Origin of the sequence: Nocardia vermiculata NBRC 100427, assembly GCF_001613265.1 — a bacterium.
GTDB classification, from domain to species: domain Bacteria; phylum Actinomycetota; class Actinomycetes; order Mycobacteriales; family Mycobacteriaceae; genus Nocardia; species Nocardia vermiculata.
Genome location: NZ_BDCA01000001.1, coordinates 317,413 through 340,367, shown reverse-complemented (window position 1 = coordinate 340,367; position 22,955 = coordinate 317,413). Strand labels below are relative to the sequence as shown.

The following is a 22,955-nucleotide window of genomic DNA, read 5'->3' as shown; positions in this document are numbered from 1 at the left end:
CGGCCTACGATGCGCCCACGCTCGAATCCGTGGGTGCAAACGTGGGGCACGGGCTTCATCCGAGGATGCTCCGGACGTTCTCCCACTGGCTGTCCGCAAGGCTCGCGTAGCGCTGGGTCCTCCGGATCGAAGCGTGCCCGAGAAGCTTCTGCGCGTGCTGCAGCGGCACCTGCGTGCGGACGAGTCGACTCGGGGCCCGGGCCTGCTGAGTCTCGCCTGCCGGGAGTCGCGGCAAATGCTTATGCAGCCTAAGTAATATGGTGCATTGTATGGAGAACGCGTTATCTGTCGGTGACGGCATCTATCAGATCCAGGTTCCGATCACGGATAATCCGCTGGGGCACACCCTGGTCTATGCACTCGAGTCGCCGGGCGGTCTCGTCCTGGTCGACGCCGGGTGGTACGACGACAACGCGTGGAGCGGGCTCACCTCGGGGCTCGCGGCCATCGGCCATTCGGTGGCAGATATCGAAGGCGTCGTACTCACCCACTACCACCCGGATCACAGTGGTCTGTGCGGTCGGGTCCGGGACGCCTCCGGTGCATGGATCGCGATGCACGAAGCTGATCATGATCTGTTCGCCCACATGACGGCCGACCGGGACGAGGCCGAGATGGCCGCTCAAAGGGAGAACATGGCCCGAGCGGGTGCCGGCCCGATCGATCAGGATGCCTGGGTGGCCGCGGCGAGCGAGGAAGCACCCGTCGGTCGCGACTCGGCACCCGATCGCGTCCTCGTCGACAACGAACGCATCGCGTTGGCCGGCCGCAGCCTTCGAGCGATCTACACCCCGGGCCATACTCCCGGCCACGTGTGTTTCTATCTCGAAGACGCCGACGTGATGTTCACCGGCGACCACGTCCTGCAGAAGACCACACCTCATGTGGGGAATTTCGTCTACCCGCTCGAGGAACGCGACGGCCTGGCGGAGTTCATCGATTCGCTGCGGCGCGTGCAAGCGATGAATGTCACCCGCGGGCTCGGCGCGCACGGGCTGCCCATCGATGACGTCGCCGGCCGCGCTGCGGAATTGATCGAGCACCACGAGGAGCGACTCGAACATCTCCATGCCAATTTCGGTGATGATCCGATCACGGTGTGGCAGGTCGCCGAGCGCATGAAGTGGTACAAAGCGTGGGCGGACCTGTCCCCGATGGGCAAGCATATGGCGTTGTCGGAGGCCGCGGCCCACCTGCGGCATCTGGTGGCCCGCGACCTGGTCGCTCAGGTCCCGAGTTCCGAGCCGGCCCGTTTCGCGCGGACGTAAGTGCCGGGCCCGAACGTCGGCCTCGAACCCTCTTGCGGCGCAGGGCCGGTCGAGAGTGCGGAGTGGACACCGTCCGAACTGCAGCGTTACGGGCTCGCGGTGGCGCGAGTGGTGACTCCGGCGGTCAGCGCGTCGATCGTCAGAGCCAGAATCCGAGGGTAGGCGGCGCCGTACTCCTGCGCGTGCAACACCAGCAGCAGTGCGCTGCGGAGTGTGCCGACCACCACCCACGGGTCGTCGCCGACGATCTCGCCGGCCGACTGTTGGGCCGCGATGAACTCGGCCAGTTCCGTCATGCCGTTATTTCCCGCTGCGGCAACGACTTCCGGGGTCAATTTGCGTTGCAGTAGTGCGACCTCGTCCGGATGTGACATCAGCCTGCGGTACAGCGGGTCCTCGTCCAGCACTCGCACCACGGCCCGGAGGTAGCGGCGCAGTGCGTCGACCGTGTCGTCTCCCCGGTGCAGGCCGTTGTCGATGGTCGCCTCGCGGACGCGTTGCGCACGGGCCAGCAGCAGGTCGAGGTACAGCGCCTCCTTCGAATCGAAGAAGGCGTAGAAGGTGGACTTCACGATCCCGGCGCCGGCCGCGAGTTCGGCCAGCGATGTCTTCTTCAGGCCCACGGTGGTGAACAGTCGGTGGCCCGTCGAGCGCAACGCGTCGGCGATATGAGTGCGCTCCTGATCGGTGAACGCTACCGGCACCTCGAACCTCCCATACCGCAAACAACTTCGTGGACGGCGCTGTCGTAGATGGCGACGAACCGGTCGATCTGCCACAGCTGGGACAGGAGCATGAGTGTCCAGCCGAAGACGGTCGGCCAGATCTGGATGGTCACCAGCCCCCACGCGGTCATCGGAAAGCCTACTGCGGCAATGGCGATGATCGCCGAGATCGCGTGGCGGTGCGGTTCGGCGGCCGGGGCTTTCTCGGTCCACAGGCGTTCGCCGTAGATGCCCTTCTCGTCCCAGCGGCGCGGCACGTCGATGGGGCGGAAGATGCGGGTATTGACGAACATGAACGCGATGCCGGCCAGCACTACCGCAAGGGCCCACCAGCTCAGCGCCTCTCGCAGATAGACGGCGGCGATCATGATCGCGAACGCGCCCATGCGACTCCACACGCTCCACGGGTTCGCGTGCTTACGCCAGTTCTCGTCGGTGAGTCCGAAAGTGTTCGCGGTGATCTGCGTAGTGCCCACGGTTCTGCTCCTCGGGTCGCGGCGGTTCTCCGGCCGTCTGAAGTCTATGAAAACATATCGGTACGAGTGTTTTCAATAGCGTGTGTCCAGGGATTCGCGATGTCGAAGCCGCGTTCTATTCCCCGGCGCTGAGCCCTGCTGAGCTGGTGGATCGCCGATACCGCGCCGGAGATACCTGGTGCGCGCGGGTGAAAGCCCTGGTAAATGCGGGGACCGAGGTGTAGCCCACGTGGCGTGCGACGGTCTCGACCGTGTCGTCGGTGTCCTGGAGTCGGCGTGCTGCCAGGTCCATTCGCCAGCGGCCGAGGTAGGTCGAGGGCGTGGTTCCCACGACCTCGCCGAAACGGCGGATCAGGGTGGCTCGCGATACGGCGACAGCGGCGGCCAGGGCGTGTGCGGTCCACGGCCGAGCCGGTTCCGAGTGGATCAGGCCCACGGCCTCCGCCACGATCGGATCGGTAGCGGCGTCGAGCAACGAGGACAGGCCACGGCCGGGTCGCTGTGCGGCTGCGTCGATCCACACTCGCAGGAACTGCACCAGCATGATGTCGACCAGCCGATCCAGGACCAGGCCGGCGGCCGGTCGAGGCGTGGCGAGTTCCCGGGCGAGCAGGCGCAACGTGTCGCTCAGGCAGCTGTCGCCGAAGTCGGCACGAAGGTGGACCGTGGTCGGCAGCAAGGCGAGAATTTGGGTGCCGATCGTGGCGTCGTACGAATAGCGAGCAGCCAGGACGTGGGTGCTGGGTGGCGCGGTGCCGAGCCGCATCAGCTCGGCAGCGGAAGTCTCACTCGCCGCCTGCGTTTCGCAGCGACGCGGCATCGCACCCGTACTCGAGGCGAGCGCATGTGGTGTTCCGGAGGAGACCAGATAGGCGTCACCGGCCACCAGTTGGACAGGTGGGTGACCTTCCGGCTCTATCCATGCCGCACCGGTGATGACGGCATAGATCACCGCATCGCCCTGTCCGTCCCATCGCACGCCCCAGTCGCCGCCCGCCTCGATACGGGCGCCGACCGTGCCGCGGACACCGGCCACGGCCAGCCAGTCGCCGAGTAGATCCATAACCGCCAGGCTACGATCCGTCGTATCGGGTCGACCGGGAGCGGGGCGGTTCATGAGCGCTTCAGCAAAGAATATGAACCATTCAGGCATACAAAGGCGCACACATCCACACATACGGTGGCTCGTGTTCAGATCAAGTCGACGGCGGTGACCATCGTCGTCCCGGTGTTATCGGAGTCCCTATGAGCACCTCTCCGCACGTGTATTCCGCATTGCGAGTCGACGTCGACGACGGCGTCGCGACCCTGACCATGGACAATCCGCCGGTCAACGCGATCGACGCCGCCCTGGTCCGTGATCTGCGGAACTTTGTCGAACGGGCCGAGCGGGACAGCACGATCAAGGTCGTGGTTCTTGCCGGCGCCAACCCGGAATTCTTTGCGGCACACGCGGATTTCGGGTGGATGTTCGACCCCGAGGAACTGACCTCACTGTCCGATCCGGAGGGGGATCCGGCGCTCAACCCGCTGCAGCAGCTTCACGAACGATTCCGCCGGCTGCCGCAGGTGAAGATCGCGAAACTCACCGGTCGGCTGCGAGCCGGGGGAGTGGAACTCGCGATGGCCGCCGATATGCGTTTCGCGGCCGCAGGGCAGACCTGGCTGGGGCAGCCGGAAACCCGGATGGGGATCTTCCCCGGCGGGGGCGGCACCCAATACCTGAACCGGCTGCTCGGGCGGGCCCGAACCGTCGAGGTCGTCTTGAGCGGCGACCTGTACGGCACCGACATCGCCGAGAAGTACGGGTGGATCAACCGGGCCCTGCCGCCCGAACAACTCGACGAGTACGTCGACGACCTGGCGCGCCGGGTCGCGGCATTGCCCGACGGCGTCGCCACGGCGGCGATGGAGGCGATCGATGCCGCCGAAGCCAGTGGTCCGGTGCCGAACCTCACCGAAGAGGCGAGCGCGCACGCGAAGGTGTATCCGTCCCCGCCGGAGATGGTGGAGCGCATGCGGTACACGGTTGCCGCGGGTGGCCAGACAGCGGCGGGAGAGATCGATCTCGAGGGACTCCTCGATCGAGCAGCCGCCGCGGCCACACCCGATTGAGATGCCGAGCGTCGAACCTCGTGGGGGACAGTCATTCTCCCGTCATTGAGATCGACGGTGCGCCGCACGGCCTGCTGTGGACGCACGCCGCGGAGGTCAACACCGCACTACTGCGCTTCGTGCGATCCTGATCCGCCGGTCGGCCGGAGCGCGTACTCCGGCCGGCCGCAGGATATTCCGGGCTGCCGCGGCGATGCCGCCGACTCCGGGGGCCGGGTGAACGGCCCCGGGTCCGGATCATCCGAGATCCGGCATATCCCGGAGCTGCCTGCGTGAGGTGATGCCCAGCTTGCGAAAGATGTTGCGCAGGTGCGCGTCTACCGTGCGCGGGCTGAGGAACAGACGGGTCGCCACCTCTTTCGACGTAGCGCCTGCCGCGACCTCACGCGCGATATGCATCTCCTGCATGGTCAGCTGCGTGTAGGTGTGCTCGGAGCGGCTGCGGGCCACTTCGCCGGTGGCGCGCAGTTCGTCGGCGGCTCGCCGGGTGAATGCTTCCATCCCGATCTTCGACAGCTGTTCGTGCGCGGTGCGCAAGTGTTCGCGGGCGTCGCGACGACGACCCGCGCGGCGCAGCCACTCGCCGTAGCGCAGGTGCGTCCGCGCGAGGTGCGGCGCCAGCGGCGTCTGTGTCAGCTGCGCGAGCGCCTCCAGATGGTCGTCCTCGGTATTGCCGACCAGCGCCCGCGCTCCCGCCGCTACTCCGCGGGCGAATCCGGTGCCGGCGGGTCCGGTGCGCTCGAGCAACGAGTCCAATGCGTGCCGCGCGATCTCGTCCGCATCACATCGGACGGCGGCCTCCACCAATTCGGACAGGGCGAGGCCGGTCAGGAACAGATCGCCGCCCGCGACCGCGTGCCGGGCGGCGTCGAGGGCCGCCGGGTACTCACCGAGGCCGTTGTACAACACGGCCATCGCCCAATGGGCGTTCGCGGTGAGCTGGCCGGTCCCTCGATCCATCACCTCGCTGTGCAGATCGAGCACCTCCCGGCGGCGGCCCCGCAAGGCTGCCAGATGCACTTTCGGATACAGCTGCGGCACATCGCCGGCGGCGTCGGCGATCGCCTCCTCCTCGGCGATCGAGGCCATCGCCTGCCCGAAATCCCCGACGAACACCGCGGACAAGGCCGCCTGGGAGAGCCCGAGCCGGATGGTCATCGGCGATCCGGTGTCGCGTCCGGACCGCACCAGCCATTCGACGATCGTCGTGTGCAGCTCCAGATCCCACAACTCACCCGCGAGAACCGTTGCCAGCGCGGGGAAGCGAGCCCACCCGGCATCCTCGCCCTCGAGAACCTGTCGGAGTGCCGGCACACCGGCGTGATGTCCCTTGTCGTGCAGCAGCATCAGCGCATCGAGTAGATCCTGCGCTCCTGCCGCCGGGGGCGCCGAACGGGCGGCTTCGAGTACCCGGTCCATCACCCCCGCGGCCCGACCGACGACGAGCCCCATGTCCAGAGCTGTCACGAAGTGCTCGCGGGAGGTCTGTGGGTCGCTGACGGCGATGCGCTGCGCCGCCCGCAGAATGAGTTCCGGGCCCCTGACATACCCGTCGGCGCCTCCGACGAAGGCGATCTGCCCGCGGAGGAGGTCGACGCACGAACGCTGCGAATCATCGAGTGTCTCGACGTCGATGCTGGCCAGCAGGTCTGCCGCCGCAGCCACTCGTCCCGCCGCCAGGGTTGCCCGTGATGCCGCGAGCGTGCGGGTGACGCGCCGGCCGGGATCGAGTGACAGCTCCGCGGCACGTTCCAGGAATGCGGCGGCGGCAGCTACTCCTCCGCGTGCCTGCGCCCGGGACGCCGACGCCTCCAGTTCCGCCGCGAGGGATTCATCGGTGCCCGTGGTCGCCTGCGCGAGATGCCAGGCCCGCCGATCCGGGGCGGTGGCTGGATCGGTGGCAGCTGCCAACGCCCGATGCGCCGCCTGACGCAGCCGCGGCTCCGCCGCCCGGTAGGCCGCCGACCGGGCCAGCGGATGGCAGAACCGCGCCCGGGTACCGAACTGCACCAACCCCGACGCCTCGGCGGCGGCGCTCGCGGCGGACAGCTCGAGGTCCAGTTGCTGCGCGGCCGGCCACAGCAGACCCGGATCTCCGGTGGGGTCGGCGCTCGCGAGAATCAGCAGCATCCGCGAATCCGGGGGCAGCTCCGCCATTCTCGTCTGGAAGCTCTGCTCGATTCGGCCCGCCACCGGCGAGGCCGCCGGCAGTGCGAAGCCGCCGGCCTTCGGTAACTCGAGCAGGGCCAGCGGATTCCCACGGGCCTCGGCGAGCACCCGATCCCGCACCCGCAGATCAAGGGCCAGCGTCTTGTCCGCGGCCAGCAGCTCGCGCGCGGACTCGTTGTTCAGGCCACCGACCACGAGTGTGGGCAGCTCGTCCAGCCCACGAGTGCTGTGCTGATCGCGGGTGGCGAACACCATCGCGATCGGTTCGGCCGCGATGCGCCGGGCGACGAAGGTCAGCACACTCGCCGAGGCGGTGTCCATCCAGTGCGCGTCGTCGATGATGCACAGCAGTGGGCGTTCGGCCGCGACTGTCGCCAGCAGCTCGAGGGTGGCCAGGCCGGCGCGGAACGGGTCCGGTGTCGCATCGATCGAACCGAAGGCGACCAGCAGTGCGTCGCGGTGCGGCGCGGCCAGCGAATCGAGATACCCCGATACCGGCGTGCACAGCTGGTGCAATGCCGCGAACGGCAGTTCGACCTCGAACTCCGCCCCTGATGCGCGAATGACCTGGAACTTCCCCTGTAGCGCCTGCTCGACGTGGTCCAGCAGTGCACTCTTGCCGATGCCCGGCTCGCCGCGCAGCACCAGCGCACCACCCGCGCCCTGCTCCGCGGCACCGGCCACAGCGAGAAGGCGATCGATCTCCTCGGACCGGCCGACGAGCGAGCGCTGCGGGGACGTAGGCATGCTGCGAACCCTATGAGGGATGGCTGTGTCACGCCACCGCCGGTCTCGTGGTCATCGGTGATCCGCCGGCACGGAACTAGGTGATTGTCACCGACGCGAGCAAGGGGGTGGTCGCGGGAAAGTTCCGGTATGAGTGATGTAACCGCACCCGCCGGCGTGGCCTCCCGCTCGCCGCTACCGCGCGCGGTGGCGATGGTCGGCCTGGCGACCGCGATGTTCCTTGTCGTTCTCGACGCCGCGATGGTGAACCTCGCCGGGTCCACGATCCGCCGCGGCCTGGGTCTGTCCGCCACCGAGCTCACCATGGTGGTGGACAGCTATCTGGTCACGTTCGCGGGTCTGCTGCTGCTCGGTGGCCGCCTCGCCGATGTACTGGGCGCGCGCAGAGTGTTCTTCGCGGGGATGGGGGTGTACCTCGCGGCATCGGTCTGGTGTGCCCTGGCCACCAGTGGCGCACTGTTGATCGCCGGCCGGATCGGGCAGGGGGTCGGCGCGGCGATGCTGATGCCGGCGGCGCTCTCGCTGGTGCTCGCGCTCTATTCCTCTGCCGCAGAACGCACCAGCGCGATGGGGGTGTGGGGTGCCGTGGCGGGCGCGGGCAGTGTGATCGGCGTATTTCTCGGTGGGACGCTGACCGGGATGCTGGGGTGGCAGTCGGTATTCCTGACCCCGGTGCCGTTCGGGCTGCTCGGCGCCTTCATCGTCTGGCGCTCGGTCACTCCGGTTTCCGGGCGGCCCGGCCGATTCGACACGCTGGGTGCCGTCACCGTCACCCTCGGAATCTCCGGCCTCGCACTGGGCATGGTCTCCGCCTCCGACGCCGGATGGGTCTCGCCCGGAACGGTTTTCGGCTTCGCGGTGGGCCTGGTCGCGTTGGCGGCATTCGTCTTCGTCGAAGGGCGGTCGCCCCGGCCGCTGGTACCGCTCGGGGTGTTCCGCCGGCCGCCGGTGGTTACCGCGAACCTGGTGATGGTGCTGATCGGCGGCACCCTGACCAGCTTGTTCTTCTTTCTGCCGCAGTACCAGCAGGACATTCTCGGAATGAGCCCGCAAACAGCGGGATTGGTTCAGCTGCCGCTGGCCGCAATGATCATCGTGGGCAGTGTGCTCGCGCCGGTAGTGGCCGAGCGCATCGGAGTGGCCCGCGCCCTGCCCGTCGGCCTCGCTGTGTTGCTCACCGGCTTCCTCTGCCTGGCACTGGCTTCGACGACCGAGGTGTTCTCGGTCACCATGATGGGCGCGTTCCTGCTGATCGGCACCGGGCTGGGGCTCGGGTCCGTCAATGCCACCGCGATCGCGGTGCGCGACAGTGCCGACCATGAATCGGGTCTGCTCAGTGGGTTGGTGAATGCCGCGCAGCAGTTGGGTGGCGCGGTCGGTCTGGCCGCCCTCGCCGGGATCGCGATCGGCACCGCGGGTACGCACGGGGACATCTCGTTCACCACCGCGTTCCTCGGCCAGTCCGCGCTTGCCCTCCTCGCCCTCCTGCTGTCGATCGACTTCGCCGTCAGGACCCGGAAAGTCACCGCCGCCACATCGTGAACCGGAACGGGCGGCCGGGAGGAGCCCGGCCGCACGAAGAAAGGAAACACCATGTCGATCGCACCCACCGTGCTCGTCACCGGGGCAACCGGAACAGTCGGATCCGCCCTGATCCCTGCCCTGCAAGCCCGCAATGTCACCGTTCGTGCCATGGTGCGCGACCCCGCCCGTGGTGTCGCCGGGGTGGAGAACGTCGTCGCCGACCTGCGCGATCCGGAATCGGTCGCGGCCGCGTTGCAGGGGGTGGATGCGGCATTCCTCAACAGCCCGTCCGCCGAAGACGCTGCCGCACTGCAGATCCGGTTCGCCGACCTCGCTCGCGACGCCGGAGTGGACCGGCTCGTACTGCTGTCGCAGTACGCGGCACGCCCCGACTCGCCGGTACGGTTCCTGCGCTGGCATGCGGCGGTGGAAACCCACCTGCGAGGCCTGGGCCTCGACCACACCGTGCTGCGCCCCAACCTCTACCTGCAGGCATTGCTGAGCTTCGCCGGAACCATCGCCCACGGCTGGTTCGCCGCGCCCATCGGCGACGCCGCCGTCAGCGCCATCGATACCAGGGACATCGCGGACGCCGCCGCGGTTGTGCTCACCGGCGCCGGGCACAGCGGCCGCACCTACACGCTCACCGGGCCCCGCGCCGTCACCCACCACCAGATCGCCGCGGCGTTGTCCACCGCAACCGGTCGAGAGATCGCCTTCCACGATGCGTCTGCCACCGAGTTCAGCACCGCGCTGACCGGGGTACTTCCGACCTGGCAACTCGACGGGCTGGTCGAGGACTACGCCCACTATGCCCGCGGCGAAGCCGCCGAAGTCCACACCAGCGTCGCCGACCTCACCGGGCACCCGGCCCGCGACCTCACCGACTTCGCCCACGACTACGCCCAGGCCTTCCTTCCGCCCGCCCCACGGTGAGGCCGATCGTGCATGCAGAGTCCCCGCGCCTACCGGTGATACCGCCGAGTGCACCGGGTCAGCGGCGGGAGGCGGCTCGCTGGTGAGTAGTCGCCGGGTGTCGATCGACGACGGCGAAGATCGCGCACCATTGTTCGGGGGAGAGATCGCGTGGCAGTGGCGTGCCACGGAAGCGCTGTGCGGCGAGCCATTTCCGCACGGCGGCTTTCGCGCCCGCCCCGGCCACCCTGGGCAGGATCTGGGGTAGTCCATGGCCTCTGCTGGTGAAGACCGCATGGACGAAGGCCTGGTAGCGAGGGCGCAGTACCGGGTCGACGAGCGGGGCGGAGCGGCGGGTGATCGTCAGCAGGCCGGCGTCGACTCCGGGGCGTGGGGTGAAGGCCGAGGCGGGAACGCGGCCGGACACCTCGAACGCATACCACGGCCACCATTGCGCGGTCATCATCGTCGCTCCGCCGACAGCGGCGCGGCGCCGGGCGACCTCCCACTGCACCAGCAGCACCGCCGTTGTCCAGTGTTCGGCGTGCAGGAGGCGCCGCAAGATGGCGGTGGTCTGGTGGAACGGCAGGTTCCCCACGACCGTGTGCGGGGATCGGGGCAGCCGGTAGCGCAGGAAGTCGCCGTGCACGATGTCCGTGCCGGCATGCACGCGACTGCTCAGTACGTGCGCTTGCCGGGCGTCGATCTCGACCGCGGTGAGCGGCCGGCGCAGATCCTGCAGCGGCAATGTCAACGCGCCGCCGCCGGAGCCGATTTCGATGATGGGTCCGTCGGTGCGCGCCACCAGATCGACGATGGTGTCGACGGTCCTGCGGTCGGTGAGGAAGTTCTGGCCGAGTTCGTGACGGCCGGCACGGTAGGTAGGCATGGTAGGAAACAACTCCGGGCGATAGTGGATGGCCCGGGCAGCACGAGGACGCCGCCCAGCAACTGGAGTGCTGAAAGCGGCGGAGCCTGGTAGACGTCAGCTCTCCGCCGCTAGCTGCGGCGGAACCTGATCACTGCGATGCCTGCGTTACACACGGCGGGGACGCTACAACACCGAGGCAATCCGGCGCACCGGGTTTTCCCGGTGACATCGTGCCGCTCGTGCCCGGCTCCGATGTTCGCCGTTCACCGCACGGGCGCCGCGGCGGCCGTGCTCACCCGGGCGCGGGCGAAGGCCAGGGCGGTGCGGGGATAGGACGACAGCATGCGCAGGGATTGGCGGAGGCTGGTGTCGGGGTGGGCGTCGAGGAATCCGTAGAGCCGTTGTTCGGTGACCGAGCCCTTGTCGTCGAAGATCCAGTATTCGATGCCGACAGCGGTGTCCCTCCCGTCGAGGCTGCCGGACCATTCGTTGACGATCAGCCGGTCGTCGGAGGTCATCAGGCGTTTGGTGACCGTCATCCGGCGGGCGTGCATGAAGCGGCACAGCAGTTGCCAGCGCTGGTCGATTTCGGTGATGCCGTGCGCTTCGATGACCATGCCGTCGATGATGCTGACCCAGAGGGCGTCACGAGCGAATACCCTTCGGGCGGCGGTGGTATCGCGTTCGTTGGTGCTGCGCTGGGCTTCGCGGACGAACTGTTGCGGTGATGCGGGAACCCGGTGTGGGGGAGTCGGGATCATCGTGGCCGCCCGAGGATGCGGCGGCGCCCGGCCAAGGGGGCGATGCCGGACCGCCACCACGGCAACCATGCGCTCGGGCGCTGCAATACCGCGGTGGCGGGTACTGCCGAGTCGAAGAACGATTCGCGGCGTAGCACCGTGCCCTGCTGATCTATCCGGGCCACGTCCACCGCTTCCCATGTCAGCGGTGCGCCGCCGAGGGTGCCGGTGAAGCGGACCCGGATGAACATCGTGTCTTCGTGAGCCGACCAGGACACCACCTCACCCCGCAGGTCGGGCACCAGGGTCAGTAGCCGTTTCGCCTCGTCCTGCCATGCGGCACGACTGTGACAGTGCCGCAGCATCGGTTGCGCGAGTTCGACATCGGTGGCCAGGAGTTCGTCCCACGCGTGTGGGGCCGGTTCGTTCCAGCCTGCCGCGAAGGTGCTCACCACCTTGTCGTGCAGTGTCGGCCAATCCGCCATGAGCACTCCTTCGCGTGAGACGAGGAACGTGTGACCGATTCTTGTAATGGTTGCAAGAAACTGTCCGTGGCTAGAATACTGGCCGAATCGATGTGCTGCAATGGCTGCAAGAACTGGAGTGTGCCGCGTGGATCCCCGGAAACAGCGCACCATGGATGCGCTCCAGCAGGCCGCGCAGGAAATCTTCAGTGCACGATCCGTGGAGGACGTCACCGTCGAGGAGATCGCCGCCCGCGCGGGCGTGGCCGTCGGGTCGATCTACAACCACTTCGGTTCCAAACGCGGCTTACACGCCGCGGTCGTGCAACGCGCGCTCGATATCGACCGCCGGTACATGGACCACGCGTATACCGCCGAGCGTGGCCCGGTGGAGCAGCTCTACGCCGCCGCGGAACAGTACCTGCAGTTCTACCTCGACAGCCCCGAGTACTTCCGGATGCTCGCCTTTCCCACCGGCCCCGGACGCTACGCCGCCGGTAAGGACCTGTCCGAGAGCTTGGCCCGCGCGATCGACGAGCAGAACGCGCGCATGGTTGCCGCCCTGCGCCGCGGCATAGCGGACGGCCTGATGCGGTCGGTCGACCCGGTCCGAGTCGCCACCATGCTCTGGTCCGCGTGGAACGGCATCATCAGCCTTGCCTGGCGGCCGGACCACCTACGCCGCAACGTATCCGAACTGCGCGAGCTTCTCGTGACCGCGACCGATGTCGTCGCCAACGGGCTGCTCCTGCAGCAGGACCGGGGAAGCTCCACCGGGCCCCGCGCCGGCGGAGCGTGACCGGCGTCCGTGGATCGCGTCGTCAGGGGACCAGATCGAGCACCCCGCGTCCGGTAGCCATATCGAACGGCACCGAGACCTGATCGTGGGCGATCAGCCAGGTGTGGTCGATCTTGCGCAGGCCGAAGGTGGCCCGTACCCACATCCCGTCGGTCGTGGTGCCGTCCGCGAGAGTGCCGTACAGACGGGCGAAGGCGTGGGCGAACGCGACGTCCCCGCCCACGGTGACCGTCAGCTCGCGGATCTCGTAGTTCACGGTGTCGAAGACGAGGAAGACTTTCGCCCAGTTCTCCAGTTTGGCCGCGATACCGCTGTGCTGCAGCGGCGGCTCGACATCGAAGGACACCACGTCGACGGTGTAGAGCGCTCGCAACGCGTCCAGGTTCCGGGCGCGCAGTGCGTCGATCAGCAGGTCGAGCCGGCGGCGGATGCGGATTTCCTCCGGCTCACCGCGGTCGGCCTGCGGGCGAGAGTCGATCGGTGTCGTCATGATCTGCTCCTTCGGGGTGGGTGGCGGCGGTCGCGCGCAGCGGCGCCAGGGCGGTGCTCCAGGAGATGACCTGGTCCAGGGTCTTGTGCAGGGTTGCGTCGTGCGTGGCCTGCGGTACGAAGGTGGTGTGGTTCTCGAAATCGGTGAGCAGCGAGATCGCGACCTGACGGCCGACATCGGCCATGCCGAGAGTGCCGCAGACGGTCCGCAACTGGACGACCGAGCGGGCGCCGCCGGACACGCCGTAGGAGACGAATCCGACCGCCTTGTCGGTCCATTCCGTGAACAGATGATCGATGGCGTTCTTCAGCACGCCGGGGATCCCGCCGTTGTATTCCGGGGTCACCAGCACGAAACCGTCGAACGGTGCGATCCGCTCGGCCCAGGCGCGGGTGTGTTCGTTGGCCGAGGGGCCGAACATCGGTGGTGCGGGCTCGTCGAGATGGGGGAGTGGGTGGTCGCGCAGATCGATCGCTTCGAACTCGGCGTCGCCGCGCTGGGCTGCCGTGTCCAGCACCCACCGGGCGACCTGCGCGCCGTTACGGTTGGGGCGGGTACTGCCGAGGATGATGCCGATTCTGATCATGGTCCGAACTCCTGTCGTGCCGACGTTGTCACGACCTCCCGACGAGGTAGCCCTCCGGAATGTCAGGCCCGGACCGTCCGGCTCACATATCGCCGTGCTGTCTCGTCGGTACGGGTGAGGGATACGGACCGAAGGAGCCGACAATGACGGACCCGCATCTGCACAGGGTGATCGGCGAACGCCGGCAGCTGCTCCAGCTGGCCTACCGACTGCTGGGCTCCCTGGCCGAAGCCGAGGACGTGGTGCAGGAGACCTACACGCGCTGGTACGCACTGTCCGAGCGACAGCGCCGGGAAGTGGTGGTGCCCGGCGCCTGGTTGACCACGGTGGCCGGACGGATCTGCCTCGATCTGCTGGGTTCCGCGCGAGCCCGGCGCGAACACTATGTGGGCGAGTGGATTCCGGAGCCGGTTCCCGGGCGCTCCGATTGGTTCGGTGGCCCCACCCCGGTCGATCCCGCCGATCGGATCACCCTCGACGAGTCGATCGGCATGGCCTTCCTCGTCGTGCTGGATTCCATGACCCCGGCCGAGCGAGTGGCCTTCGTGCTGCACGACGTATTCCGCTACTCGTTCGCCGAGATCGCCGAGGTGGTCGGCCGTACCCCCGCGGCCTGCCGCCAGCTCGCATCCAGCGCCCGCCGCCGCATCGATACCTCGCGGCAACCGTCGGGTGACGAGCGCGCCGAGGTGGTCCGCAGGTTCAAACACGCGTGGGAAACCAGGGATATCGGAGCCCTGATCGGTGTGCTCGACCCGCAGGCTACCGCGACGGCCGACAGCGGCGGTTTGGCCCCGGCGTTCCGGGACCCGATCATCGGCGGCGAACGGATCGCCCGCACCTGGATGGAGATCGCGACGCGCGGACCGGCGGTAGCGGTGCTGGAGCGCACCGTGAACGGTCAGCCCGGTCTGGTGGCTGAGCTCGACGGCACCGTTGTCTCGGTGTATGCGTTCGATATCGCGGACGGCCGGATCGCCCGTATCTGGGCGATCCGGAATCCGGAGAAACTGCGGTCCTGGACGGCTACTGTGTGATCCGGCAGTCGGCGTCGATCGGCCGGGTGATCGACCAGTTCCGCTGGAACCGGCACGCCGCCATCCGCCACCGGCCGTCCTGCACAACGTATTCGTCGCGATACTCACCGCTGGTGACGGATTCGGTGCGTTCGATCAGATTCACCTGACGGAATCGCAGCGTCCATCGCCCGGTCGCAGTGCCGTCCTCGTGCACCTCGATATCGGCGTGCAGGCCGTGGTGCATATCGAGGATCACATGACGGCCGTCGACCTCTTGCAGGGCGATCGACTCGAACACCGACGCCATTCCCTCGGCATCGGTGCTGCCCAGCTCGCCGTAGTCGACGGGCGCGCCGGGGACGAAACAGTCCCGGAAACCCTGCGGATCCTTGGCATCACACGCGCGGAAGTAGCGGTGTTTGAGCGATTTGATCTGCTCGACGGCTTCCCATCGAGACAGTCGTTTCGCCAGGTCGGCGATATCGGCAGTCGGTAGTGGATCGGACATGCAACCCTCCTCAGGGTGCGGGACGGTGACTGCACCCTGAGGGGAACCTACCTACCGGACGGGCGCGGGAACACCTCGCCCGGCGTCCTCGAGTAGTGACCGCACCACCGCAGTGTGTTTCGGCACCAGCGGAAACCACACCTCCGGGCCTTGTGGGGCGGACATCGTGACGAAGGTGGCGAAGCGTACGGACCGATCGAGCACTTCGGTGACCAGTTCGCCGCGAAAGCCGAGTTCCGAATTCGCGCGCAACACCACACACTCCGGTGAATCGACAGCGATCCGCCAGCCGCAGACAGTGTTCGGAGCGTCCTGCTCCAGGTCGAGGCGGAGGCCGCCCCAACCGGTGAGCAGTCGCTCGTGGACGGCGGCGGGAACATCTTCCATGATTGCGCGCGCCCACTGTTGCGCGGTGCGGGTGGTGGCCGCGGGGGTTTCCAGGACGTGGCAGTCGACGTAGGCGACATCGGTGAGTGTGGTGAGGGCGAGGAGATCGTCGGAGATACCGGATTGCCGCACTACGACGGGGGTGGCTACTGACATGGCGAGACCTTTCGGCTGTTCTCGATAGATGCAGAACAGTACTGTATCTATGTATGGTGGTCTAATCAAGGGGGAGAAGAGCCGGTCGACAAGGAGAAGGCGATGGCGCCACCCGTGCGCACCCCGCGACGGGCCTGGATCGAGGCCGGGCTGGCCGTCCTCGAGGAACACGGCCCCGATGCCGTGCGGGTCGAACCACTCGCGGCCCGACTCGGGGTGACTCGCGGCGGTTTCTACCGGCAGTTCGGTTCCCGCAACGAACTGCTCGAGGCGATGCTCGACGAGTGGGAGCGCCGTGCCGTCGACGATGTGGTCGGCCAGGTCGAGGCCGAGGGCGGAGATCCGAGGGAGAAGGCGCGCCGCGCCGGAATGCTCACCTTCGCCGAAGATTTGACCCCGTTGGATCTCGCGATCCGCGCCTGGGCACGCCGCGACGACACCGTGGCGCAGCGGCTGCGGAAGGTGGACAACGCCCGGATGGACTATCTGCGCAGCATGCTCGAGAGCTCCGGCGTCGCGGAGCGTGATCTCGAAGCCGTTGCGCTACTCGCATTCTCGGTCGTGATCGGCAATCACCTGATCAAGGCCGACCATCCGGGGCAGAGTCGCGGTGACGTGGTCGCGCATGCCGCCCACCTGCTGTTCGACTGAGCGGCGCCCTATCCCCGACTGTTCGGTGGTGCGGACCGATCCTTCGCGGGAAGTAGCAGCAGGTGCAGCAGCCCGGCCGCGGCCGCCATCATCAGGATGGCGTCGAGGTAGTGGCAGGCCATCGCCCCGAAATAGCCGGGGCCGCCCCAGGCGTTGACGGTGAAATTCGGGTCGAGCCCGCCGAGGAGCTGTTCGCCGACACGCCAACAGCTGTACGCCAGAAGGGCCAGTGGCAGCAGTGAGATCAGCAGACGCAGCGCCGCGGTCGGATGGCGTCGAGCCGCGGACGCGGTGCGCGTGATCCGTTGGGCGGCACGGGTGCCCAGTGGCGCGAGCAGGAGGCCGAGCGGGTCCGCGGAGCGGCGTGCGAGCCACACGGCGCCGAGCACCGTGAGAGCCAGTAGCACCAGATGTGGCCACCAGGCGGCCGTGCCCGCCACGTGGGTTTCGCGCTGCGCGGAGCGGCCCAGCCACGATATGCCGCCGGATACGACGCCTACCGCGAAGAGTGAGGTCGCGAGCGCGACCAGTGCGGTCGACAGCCGTGATCGGGTCGGCGTCCGGGATTCGGGCGAGGGGCGCTGGATGCCGTGAGTGTTCATGGGATCAGCCTCGCTTCCGGGACCCGGCCGTGTCGTCGGCTCGTGGCACAGTAGTGCCGGTCCACCTCGGACGGACGGCACCCGCGGCGTCCGACCTCCGGATGACTGCGGAACCGGACCGAAGGGTGACGCGCCCCGGCGTGCCGGACGATTACGGTCGAGCCATGTTCCGCACCGTCGCGCCTTCGGCCACGCCGCAGTGGTATCAGCGGTTCGCCTGCCGCCGTCGTGCGGCCTCCGGCGGGCCGGATGCGATCGACATCGCGATCGCGGTCGCATGCTTCGTGCTGTTCACCGGACCGCTGCTGGTGGGCCTCGGCGACGGGATCGGTTCGACCGCGGCGATCGCCGGATTCGGCATCGCTGCGGTCGTGCCGTTGCTCGTGCGCCGGCGCATGCCGGCGGCCGTGCTCATCGCGGTTGCGGTCGTGCTGTGCGCCGCCGCGCTTGCCGGGGTGCGGTTCACGCCATGGGTGAGCAACACCGGCCCGGCGCTCGCGATCGCCGTGGCCACGCTCGCCCACCGGCGGCCACGGCGGGAATCGCTGGTGGAGACCGGTATTGCCGTGGGCGCGGTGTCCGTGGCAACCGGTGTGGCGTTCGCTGCATACCCGGATCAGGACCAGAATATGGTGCAGTTGCTGATCGCCGTGCCGGCCTGGCTGCTCGGTGACATGCTCCGGACCCGGCGCGAATACCGGCAGCGCCTGGCCGAGCAGGAACGTGCACGAGCCATCGAGACCGAACGCCGGATCCGGGCCGAGGAACGACTGCGCGTGTCCCGCGACGTGCACGATCTACTGTCGCACACGCTGAGCATGGTCGCGGTCCGCTCGGGCGTGGCGCGGATGCTGATCGACGAGAATCCGGGGGAGGTGCGCCGCGCGCTGAGCACCATCGAAACGGCCAGCCGTGCCGCGCTCACCGAACTGCGGGACGTGCTGTCGCAGATCCGCGAGCCGGGGCACGCCGAACCGGCCGAACCCGCCTTGGCCGAGGTGCCCGAGCTCGTCGACCGTATGCGGCACGATGGGCTCATGCTGGAATATCGCGTGCTGGGTGCGGCGGCCGACTATCCGCTGTTGCTACAGACCACGGTGTATCGGATCGTGCAGGAGGCTCTCACGAACATCGTCAAGCATGCACATGCGGACCACGCGGTGGTCGAGATCCGGCATACGTCAGCGGAATTGGCCGCCTCGATCACCGACAACGGATCCACCGCCGGGACGGACGACGGAATCGGTTCCAGCGGATCGGGGCTCGGTGTGGCCGGCATGCGAGAGCGGGTAGCGCTTTTCGGCGGCCGATTCGATGCCGGGCCACTCGACGACGGCGGCTTCGCGGTGACCGCGAGCTTCCCGATCGATGCGGACCGCCGTGTCTGACACCGCGCACTCACCGGAGTCGATCCGTGTTCTGATCGCCGACGACGAAGCGTTGGTGCGCGCCGGTTTTCGCGTTCTCGTCGATTCCGCGCCGGATCTCACCGTGGTCGGTGAAGCCGGAACCGGTAGCGAGGCGGTGCGCCTGACCCGGCAGCTGTCGCCCGATGTGGTGCTGATGGACATTCGTATGCCCGTGATGGACGGCCTGGAAGCGATGCGGCACATCGCCGCCGACGGTGTCGACCGGCCGCATGTGCTGATCGTGACCACCTTCGATCAGGACGAGCACGTATTCCGCGCGCTGCGCAACGGTGCGGCCGGATTTATCCTCAAGGGATCCTCGCCGGAGGAATTGCTGCACGCCATCCGGGTCGTCGCGGATGGTGACGCGCTGCTGACGCCGAGCGTCACCCGCCGCATGATCAGCGCCTTCGCTCGCCACCCGGCGACGTCGCCCCCGCAGTCCGCGGCGCTGCAGGCACTCGCGGCCCTCACCGACCGCGAACGCGAGGTGCTCGGCCATATCGCCGCCGGGAGTTCCAACGCCGAGATCGCCGGGACGCTGTATGTCAGCATCGCCACCGTGAAGACCCACGTCGGACGCCTACTCACCAAACTCGGTGCGCGCGACCGCGCCCAGCTCGTCGTCTTCGCCTACGAATCCGGGACAGTGGTCCCCGGCGAGCGGGGGTAAGAGCACTGCCGTACTCGGCACGGCTTGCCTCGGTGCAGGCGGTGCGCGTTGTGCGGCTCGCTATTCGGCCCGGTCATTCTGAAAACCCCATTGCTCATATCGGGTGGTGGCCCTTGGATCCGTTCACCGACGAGCTCAACCGCGTCTGCGCTTGAACCTCCGCTCTGCGCCGACTCGGCAGTGACAACGCCCGCGCCAGGGTGGCCGCTCATCATCGCGGGACGGCTACCGGGCGGGGCAGTCCCGCCGCCGCGAACAGTCCGATCACTCCGGCCCCGGCCAGTACGAGCATCGCGGCCGCGTAGGCATGACTGCTCAGGCCGGCGACGAGGATGGTGCCGGCGATCGCGGTGCCCAGCGTCGAACCCAGGTTGGAGACACACCGCGACAGTCCGGAGATCTCGCCCTGGTGCTCCTCGGTGAACGCCGACTGCACGATGTTCACCGACGGGGTGAGCATCGAGCCGAGCCCGAGGCCGATCAGGAGGAGTCCGGGTGCGAAGGCCCACGGGGCGAGTGTGCGCCCGGCCAACGCGACGAGGATCGCAATGCCTGCGACGACCACGACGAATCCGGCCATGACGAGGGTGCGCTGGGCGAAGTGGCGTGTCAGCCGTGCGGCGCTCAGCGATGACAGCAGCAGGCCGGCGGTCGCGGCGGTGAAGATGACGCCGGTGCCGATGGGATCGTAGCCGCGGACCACCTGCAGGTAGGCCGATACCACGAACGAGGTGCCCATCAGGATCAGCCACTGCAGCAATTGGGTGATCAGGCCGAGGTTGGAGGCGGGGCTGCGAAACAGCGTCGGCGAAACCAAGGGTTCGCGGCCCGCCTTGTCGGCGGCGCGCGCGTGGACGAAGAATCCGATCAGCAGGAGCACCGCCACCACGATCAGTACCACGCTCCACCGCAGGTCGTTGTCGGCGACCAGGATTCCGAGGACCAGCAGGACGAGTCCGGTCGCCGACACGATGGTTCCGGTGAGATCGAGGGTGCGGCTCGGGTCCGGTGGGACGGGGTCGTGCAGGCGACGAGTCGAGATCAGGATGACTGCTACCACCACTGCCTGGAAGGCGAAGGCCGCCCGCCACCCCACCCCCGAGGCGATCAGGCCGCCGAGCAGCGGTCCGGCGGCGGCGCCGAGCCCGCCCATCGCCATGATGATTCCGAAGGCCCTTGCCCGGGAGCTGGTTTCGGTGAAAAGCAGCGTGGTCAGGATGTACACCGGTGGGATCAGCAGCGCGGTGCCGACCCCTTCCAGCACGGAGTTGCCCAGCGCGAGCACACCCAGTGCCGGGGCGAGTGCGCTCACGATCGCGCCGACGCCGTACACCGAGAGACCTACGGTGAAGCAGCGTGTGCGGCCGAAGCGGTCGGTGAGTTTGCCCCCCGGGATCATCAGCGCCGCCATGATGAGCAGGAACAGCGTGATCACCAGCTGTACCCCGGCCACGTCGGCGTCGAGGTCGGTGCTGATGTCGGTGATCATCACCGCCATATTGGTACCGGCGAAACTACAGATGAACTGGGCGAGCGCCAGCGGCACCAGCACGCCGCGCGGGCGGGTCGGAGCGCCGGGCTCGATCATGGTCTCACGACGTTCCGGAGCCGGATTCGACGCGATCGAGTTCGTCGTCGAGCGCCATCGCCGCGGCCACCAGTGCCAGATGAGTGAAGGCCTGTGGGAAATTGCCCAATTGCTCCCCGGACGGGCCGATCTCCTCGGCGAACAGCCCGACATGGTTGGCGTAGGTGAGCATCTTGTCGAAAGCGTAACGGGCTTGCTGCACCCGCCCCGCTCGGGCCAGCGCCTCCACGTACAGGAAGCTGCACAGGGTGAAAGTGCCTTCCGCGCCGCGTAACCCGTCCGGTGAGGCAGCCGGATCGTAACGGTAGACCAGGCTGTCGCTGACCAGTTCGGCATCCATGGCGTCGAGAGTGCTGAGCCAGTCGGGATCGCGCGGCGTGATGAAGCCCATGCGTGGCATCAGCAGCAGCGATGCATCCAGCACTTCGGTGCGGAAATGCTGGACGAATGCTCGGCGCTTGCGGCTCCACCCGCGGTCGATGATCTGGGCGAAGACGGCGTCGCGGGCCCGGGTCCAGCGCGGAAGATCGGCCGGGCGCGCATGGGCGGTCGCGAGGCGGATGCCGCGGTCGAAGGCCACCCAGGTCATCAACCGGCTGTAGGTGAAATCCTGTCTGCCGCCCCGGGTTTCCCATATTCCCTCGTCGGGACGATCCCAATGATCGACGAGCCAGTCCAGTAGGTCGGCGAACACCCGCCACCCGGCAATACTTCCGATATCGGAGGTCTGGGCCAGTGCGTCGGCCGCCTCGCCGTAGATGTCGAGTTGCAGCTGGTCGGCCGCACCGTTGCCGACGCGTACCGGCGCCGACCCGCGATAGCCTTCCCAGTGTTCGAGCACCTGCTCGTCCAGCCGCGGATCGCCGTCGACGCGGTACATGATCTGCAACGGCTCGCCGGAGGCAGTATTGCCCGCTTCCAGTCGATCTCGCAGCCAGCGGCGAAATGCGAGAGCCTCGGCGGTGAATCCCAGATCGAGCAGTGCCCGCACCGACAGCGAGCCGTCGCGGATCCAGGTGTAGCGGTAATCCCAGTTCCGTTCCCCGCCCGGTTGTTCGGGCAGGCCCATGGTCGCCGCCGCGATCGGCGCACCGGTCGGCGCGTAGGTGAGGAGCTTCAGCGTGATCGCCGAGCGGTCGACCATATCGCGCCACCGGCCGCGATAGGTCGAATGGCGCAACCACTGCTGCCACCATTCGCGGCACTGCCCGAATTCGGCGGCGACCCGGTCGCGTTCCGGTGCCGCGGGGAAGTCCGAACCGGCGGCGGTCGCGGTCAGCGTGATCACCGCCGTCTCGCCCTGGCCGAGCTCGAAACGACCGACCGCATCGCCGTCCTCGACGCCGAAGACGACCGGTGCGCAGGCCTGCAGATGCACGGTGGTCTCGGGCCCGGCGAAGACGATCCATCGCTCGCCGTGGGTCTCGGTGCGGTGCTGGGCTCGGCCGTAGTCGAAGCGAGGCCGGCAGGCAACCGTGAACGGCAGAGTGCCCCGCACGACCCGCACCACCCGGATCAGCCGGTGCCGGTCGGTGGGTGCGTCGTTGTCGATCGGCAGCATGAAGTCGGCGACCTCACCGACTCCGTCGGGCGCCATGAACCGGGTTACCAGCGCCGCGGTATCGGGAAGATACAGCTGCTTGATCGCAACGTCGCCCTCCGGCAAATCTGCGGCGATCCGGAAGTATCCGCCGCGTTCGTGGTCCAGCAGGGCGCCGAAGACGCTCGGTGAATCGAATCGTGGCGTGCACCACCAGTCGACCGTCCCCGCGGACGACACCAGCGCCGCGGTCTGCAGATCGCCGACGATGCCGTGGTCGGCGATCGGAGGGTACGGGTCCATCCTCGCTCCTCGCGGGAGGCGGAATACCGACTACGCTCCGGCCCTCATCTCGCAACCGGAGTGAACGACTGCGCCTGACAGCCACTATTGTGCGCTCCGACCGGGTTCATGGGAGCGCAACAGCAAAAGTTCAGCGAAACGGATCGGGGCAGGGCGCCGGTGGTGCTCCACGAGCTGTACGAACGGAGTAGGCGGATCGTAGCGACGGCATTGCGCGGGCGCCCCGGGAA

Annotated in this window: 24 protein-coding genes and 1 pseudogene; 10 read left to right on the top strand and 15 right to left on the bottom strand. The window is 67.9% G+C overall.

The features are described 5' to 3' along the window. Positions 1–55: 55 nt before the first annotated feature. Entirely contained in the window at positions 56–301 is a 246-nt protein-coding gene (locus NV2_RS32910) for a tyrosine-type recombinase/integrase (protein WP_084473806.1), read from the bottom strand. On the opposite strand from NV2_RS32910, the gene NV2_RS01580 reads away from it, so the two are divergent. Beyond that, on the top strand, positions 270–1,268 hold the full coding sequence (locus NV2_RS01580) for an MBL fold metallo-hydrolase (protein WP_067869123.1): 999 nt from the start codon (positions 270–272) through the stop codon (positions 1,266–1,268). The genes NV2_RS32910 and NV2_RS01580 overlap by 32 nt on opposite strands. An 86-nt stretch (positions 1,269–1,354) precedes the next feature. Here the strand turns inward: NV2_RS01580 and NV2_RS01575 are convergent, their stop codons facing one another. The 3 genes from NV2_RS01575 to NV2_RS01565 all read right to left on the bottom strand — a co-directional run bounded on the left by NV2_RS01575 (position 1,355) and on the right by NV2_RS01565 (position 3,532). Next, positions 1,355–1,972 (bottom strand): TetR/AcrR family transcriptional regulator, encoded by a 618-nt coding sequence (locus NV2_RS01575; protein WP_067868058.1) that lies wholly within the window; start codon positions 1,970–1,972, stop codon positions 1,355–1,357. Beyond that, on the bottom strand, positions 1,963–2,469 hold the full coding sequence (locus tag NV2_RS01570; protein ID WP_067868055.1) for a DUF6653 family protein: 507 nt from the start codon (positions 2,467–2,469) through the stop codon (positions 1,963–1,965). The genes NV2_RS01575 and NV2_RS01570 overlap by 10 nt, the downstream gene beginning before the upstream one ends. Before the next feature lie 115 nt (positions 2,470–2,584). Then, on the bottom strand, positions 2,585–3,532 hold the full coding sequence (locus NV2_RS01565) for an AraC family transcriptional regulator (RefSeq protein WP_067868052.1): 948 nt from the start codon (positions 3,530–3,532) through the stop codon (positions 2,585–2,587). 182 nt (positions 3,533–3,714) lie between these two features. On the opposite strand from NV2_RS01565, the gene NV2_RS01560 reads away from it, so the two are divergent. Together NV2_RS01560 and NV2_RS32090 are read left to right on the top strand one after the other, a co-directional pair. After that, positions 3,715–4,584: an enoyl-CoA hydratase/isomerase family protein gene (locus tag NV2_RS01560; RefSeq protein WP_067868049.1), complete on the top strand. Its 870-nt coding sequence runs from the start codon at positions 3,715–3,717 to the stop codon at positions 4,582–4,584. 44 nt (positions 4,585–4,628) lie between these two features. Then, positions 4,629–4,715 (top strand): annotated as a pseudogene (locus NV2_RS32090) (alpha/beta hydrolase); the annotation flags it as partial. Between the two features lie 106 nt (positions 4,716–4,821). Here the strand turns inward: NV2_RS32090 and NV2_RS01555 are convergent. Then, entirely contained in the window at positions 4,822–7,500 is a 2,679-nt protein-coding gene (locus NV2_RS01555; protein WP_067868045.1) for an AAA family ATPase, read from the bottom strand. 129 nt (positions 7,501–7,629) lie between these two features. Here NV2_RS01555 and NV2_RS01550 point away from each other — a divergent pair, with 129 nt between their 5' ends. Together NV2_RS01550 and NV2_RS01545 are read left to right on the top strand one after the other, a co-directional pair. Further along, entirely contained in the window at positions 7,630–9,042 is a 1,413-nt protein-coding gene (locus NV2_RS01550) for an MFS transporter (protein ID WP_067868042.1), read from the top strand. Between the two features lie 51 nt (positions 9,043–9,093). Next, positions 9,094–9,960, top strand: a complete 867-nt coding sequence (locus tag NV2_RS01545) for an SDR family oxidoreductase (protein WP_067868039.1) — start codon at positions 9,094–9,096, stop codon at positions 9,958–9,960. A gap of 58 nt (positions 9,961–10,018) precedes the next feature. On the opposite strand, the gene erm(46) is transcribed toward NV2_RS01545, so the two are convergent. The 3 genes from erm(46) to NV2_RS01530 form a co-directional block, all read right to left on the bottom strand. Further along, complete coding sequence (gene erm(46), locus NV2_RS01540) at positions 10,019–10,828, bottom strand: 23S rRNA (adenine(2058)-N(6))-methyltransferase Erm(46) (protein WP_067868036.1); 810 nt, start codon at positions 10,826–10,828, stop codon at positions 10,019–10,021. 245 nt (positions 10,829–11,073) lie between these two features. Next, entirely contained in the window at positions 11,074–11,571 is a 498-nt protein-coding gene (locus NV2_RS01535; RefSeq protein ID WP_067868033.1) for a hypothetical protein, read from the bottom strand. Continuing rightward, positions 11,568–12,035 carry a nuclear transport factor 2 family protein gene (locus NV2_RS01530; RefSeq protein ID WP_067868030.1) on the bottom strand — a complete coding sequence of 156 codons (468 nt, stop codon included), beginning with the start codon at positions 12,033–12,035 and terminating at the stop codon, positions 11,568–11,570. The genes NV2_RS01535 and NV2_RS01530 overlap by 4 nt, the downstream gene beginning before the upstream one ends. A 127-nt stretch (positions 12,036–12,162) precedes the next feature. On the opposite strand from NV2_RS01530, the gene NV2_RS01525 reads away from it, so the two are divergent. After that, the gene (locus tag NV2_RS01525) at positions 12,163–12,813 is read left to right on the top strand and encodes a TetR/AcrR family transcriptional regulator (protein WP_067869120.1); all 651 of its coding nucleotides are present in this window, start codon (positions 12,163–12,165) and stop codon (positions 12,811–12,813) included. Between the two features lie 22 nt (positions 12,814–12,835). On the opposite strand, the gene NV2_RS31275 is transcribed toward NV2_RS01525, so the two are convergent. Then, positions 12,836–13,303 (bottom strand): YybH family protein, encoded by a 468-nt coding sequence (locus NV2_RS31275; RefSeq protein ID WP_067868027.1) that lies wholly within the window; start codon positions 13,301–13,303, stop codon positions 12,836–12,838. Further along, positions 13,260–13,889: an NADPH-dependent FMN reductase gene (locus NV2_RS31270; RefSeq protein ID WP_067868024.1), complete on the bottom strand. Its 630-nt coding sequence runs from the start codon at positions 13,887–13,889 to the stop codon at positions 13,260–13,262. The genes NV2_RS31275 and NV2_RS31270 overlap by 44 nt, the downstream gene beginning before the upstream one ends. A gap of 143 nt (positions 13,890–14,032) precedes the next feature. Between NV2_RS31270 and sigJ the strand changes: the two genes are divergently transcribed. After that, a complete protein-coding gene (gene sigJ / locus NV2_RS01510; protein ID WP_067868021.1) occupies positions 14,033–14,926 on the top strand; it encodes an RNA polymerase sigma factor SigJ in 894 nt (297 codons plus the stop codon). Here the strand turns inward: sigJ and NV2_RS01505 are convergent. Continuing rightward, complete coding sequence (locus tag NV2_RS01505; RefSeq protein WP_067868018.1) at positions 14,916–15,416, bottom strand: nuclear transport factor 2 family protein; 501 nt, start codon at positions 15,414–15,416, stop codon at positions 14,916–14,918. The two genes, sigJ and NV2_RS01505, sit on opposite strands and share 11 nt — an antisense overlap. A 51-nt stretch (positions 15,417–15,467) precedes the next feature. Further along, positions 15,468–15,959, bottom strand: coding sequence for a hypothetical protein (locus tag NV2_RS01500; protein WP_157102701.1), 492 nt, complete (start codon positions 15,957–15,959; stop codon positions 15,468–15,470). A 102-nt stretch (positions 15,960–16,061) separates the two neighbouring features. Between NV2_RS01500 and NV2_RS01495 the strand changes: the two genes are divergently transcribed. Continuing rightward, positions 16,062–16,610, top strand: coding sequence for a TetR/AcrR family transcriptional regulator (locus tag NV2_RS01495; RefSeq protein ID WP_067868012.1), 549 nt, complete (start codon positions 16,062–16,064; stop codon positions 16,608–16,610). A gap of 8 nt (positions 16,611–16,618) precedes the next feature. Here NV2_RS01495 and NV2_RS01490 read toward each other — a convergent pair whose 3' ends face one another. Beyond that, positions 16,619–17,212, bottom strand: coding sequence for a hypothetical protein (locus NV2_RS01490; RefSeq protein WP_210748919.1), 594 nt, complete (start codon positions 17,210–17,212; stop codon positions 16,619–16,621). A gap of 164 nt (positions 17,213–17,376) precedes the next feature. On the opposite strand from NV2_RS01490, the gene NV2_RS01485 reads away from it, so the two are divergent. Both NV2_RS01485 and NV2_RS01480 read left to right on the top strand, forming a co-directional pair. Further along, complete coding sequence (locus tag NV2_RS01485; RefSeq protein ID WP_157102700.1) at positions 17,377–18,600, top strand: sensor histidine kinase; 1,224 nt, start codon at positions 17,377–17,379, stop codon at positions 18,598–18,600. Continuing rightward, entirely contained in the window at positions 18,593–19,294 is a 702-nt protein-coding gene (locus NV2_RS01480; RefSeq protein ID WP_245662387.1) for a response regulator, read from the top strand. The genes NV2_RS01485 and NV2_RS01480 overlap by 8 nt, the downstream gene beginning before the upstream one ends. Positions 19,295–19,505: 211 nt before the next feature. On the opposite strand, the gene NV2_RS01475 is transcribed toward NV2_RS01480, so the two are convergent. Further along, a complete protein-coding gene (locus tag NV2_RS01475) occupies positions 19,506–20,882 on the bottom strand; it encodes an MFS transporter (protein ID WP_067868004.1) in 1,377 nt (458 codons plus the stop codon). 4 nt (positions 20,883–20,886) lie between these two features. Continuing rightward, positions 20,887–22,725 (bottom strand): glycoside hydrolase family 15 protein, encoded by a 1,839-nt coding sequence (locus NV2_RS01470; RefSeq protein WP_067868002.1) that lies wholly within the window; start codon positions 22,723–22,725, stop codon positions 20,887–20,889. Between the last annotated feature and the right edge of the window lie 230 nt (positions 22,726–22,955).

Coding starts and splice junctions, on each gene's coding strand:
- NV2_RS01530 (WP_067868030.1), bottom strand. CDS start 12,035: ATGGCGGATTGGCCGACACTGCACGACAAGGTGGTGAGCACCTTCGCG.
- NV2_RS01475 (WP_067868004.1), bottom strand. CDS start 20,882: ATGATCGAGCCCGGCGCTCCGACCCGCCCGCGCGGCGTGCTGGTGCCG.
- NV2_RS01490 (WP_210748919.1), bottom strand. CDS start 17,212: ATGAACACTCACGGCATCCAGCGCCCCTCGCCCGAATCCCGGACGCCG.
- NV2_RS01555 (WP_067868045.1), bottom strand. CDS start 7,500: ATGCCTACGTCCCCGCAGCGCTCGCTCGTCGGCCGGTCCGAGGAGATC.
- NV2_RS01500 (WP_157102701.1), bottom strand. CDS start 15,959: ATGTCAGTAGCCACCCCCGTCGTAGTGCGGCAATCCGGTATCTCCGAC.
- sigJ (WP_067868021.1), top strand. CDS start 14,033: ATGACGGACCCGCATCTGCACAGGGTGATCGGCGAACGCCGGCAGCTG.
- NV2_RS01495 (WP_067868012.1), top strand. CDS start 16,062: ATGGCGCCACCCGTGCGCACCCCGCGACGGGCCTGGATCGAGGCCGGG.
- NV2_RS01545 (WP_067868039.1), top strand. CDS start 9,094: ATGTCGATCGCACCCACCGTGCTCGTCACCGGGGCAACCGGAACAGTC.
- NV2_RS01485 (WP_157102700.1), top strand. CDS start 17,377: ATGTTCCGCACCGTCGCGCCTTCGGCCACGCCGCAGTGGTATCAGCGG.
- NV2_RS01535 (WP_067868033.1), bottom strand. CDS start 11,571: ATGATCCCGACTCCCCCACACCGGGTTCCCGCATCACCGCAACAGTTC.
- NV2_RS01470 (WP_067868002.1), bottom strand. CDS start 22,725: ATGGACCCGTACCCTCCGATCGCCGACCACGGCATCGTCGGCGATCTG.
- NV2_RS31270 (WP_067868024.1), bottom strand. CDS start 13,889: ATGATCAGAATCGGCATCATCCTCGGCAGTACCCGCCCCAACCGTAAC.
- NV2_RS01550 (WP_067868042.1), top strand. CDS start 7,630: ATGAGTGATGTAACCGCACCCGCCGGCGTGGCCTCCCGCTCGCCGCTA.
- NV2_RS31275 (WP_067868027.1), bottom strand. CDS start 13,303: ATGACGACACCGATCGACTCTCGCCCGCAGGCCGACCGCGGTGAGCCG.
- NV2_RS32910 (WP_084473806.1), bottom strand. CDS start 301: ATGCCGTCACCGACAGATAACGCGTTCTCCATACAATGCACCATATTA.
- NV2_RS01580 (WP_067869123.1), top strand. CDS start 270: ATGGAGAACGCGTTATCTGTCGGTGACGGCATCTATCAGATCCAGGTT.
- NV2_RS01560 (WP_067868049.1), top strand. CDS start 3,715: ATGAGCACCTCTCCGCACGTGTATTCCGCATTGCGAGTCGACGTCGAC.
- NV2_RS01505 (WP_067868018.1), bottom strand. CDS start 15,416: ATGTCCGATCCACTACCGACTGCCGATATCGCCGACCTGGCGAAACGA.
- NV2_RS01565 (WP_067868052.1), bottom strand. CDS start 3,532: ATGGATCTACTCGGCGACTGGCTGGCCGTGGCCGGTGTCCGCGGCACG.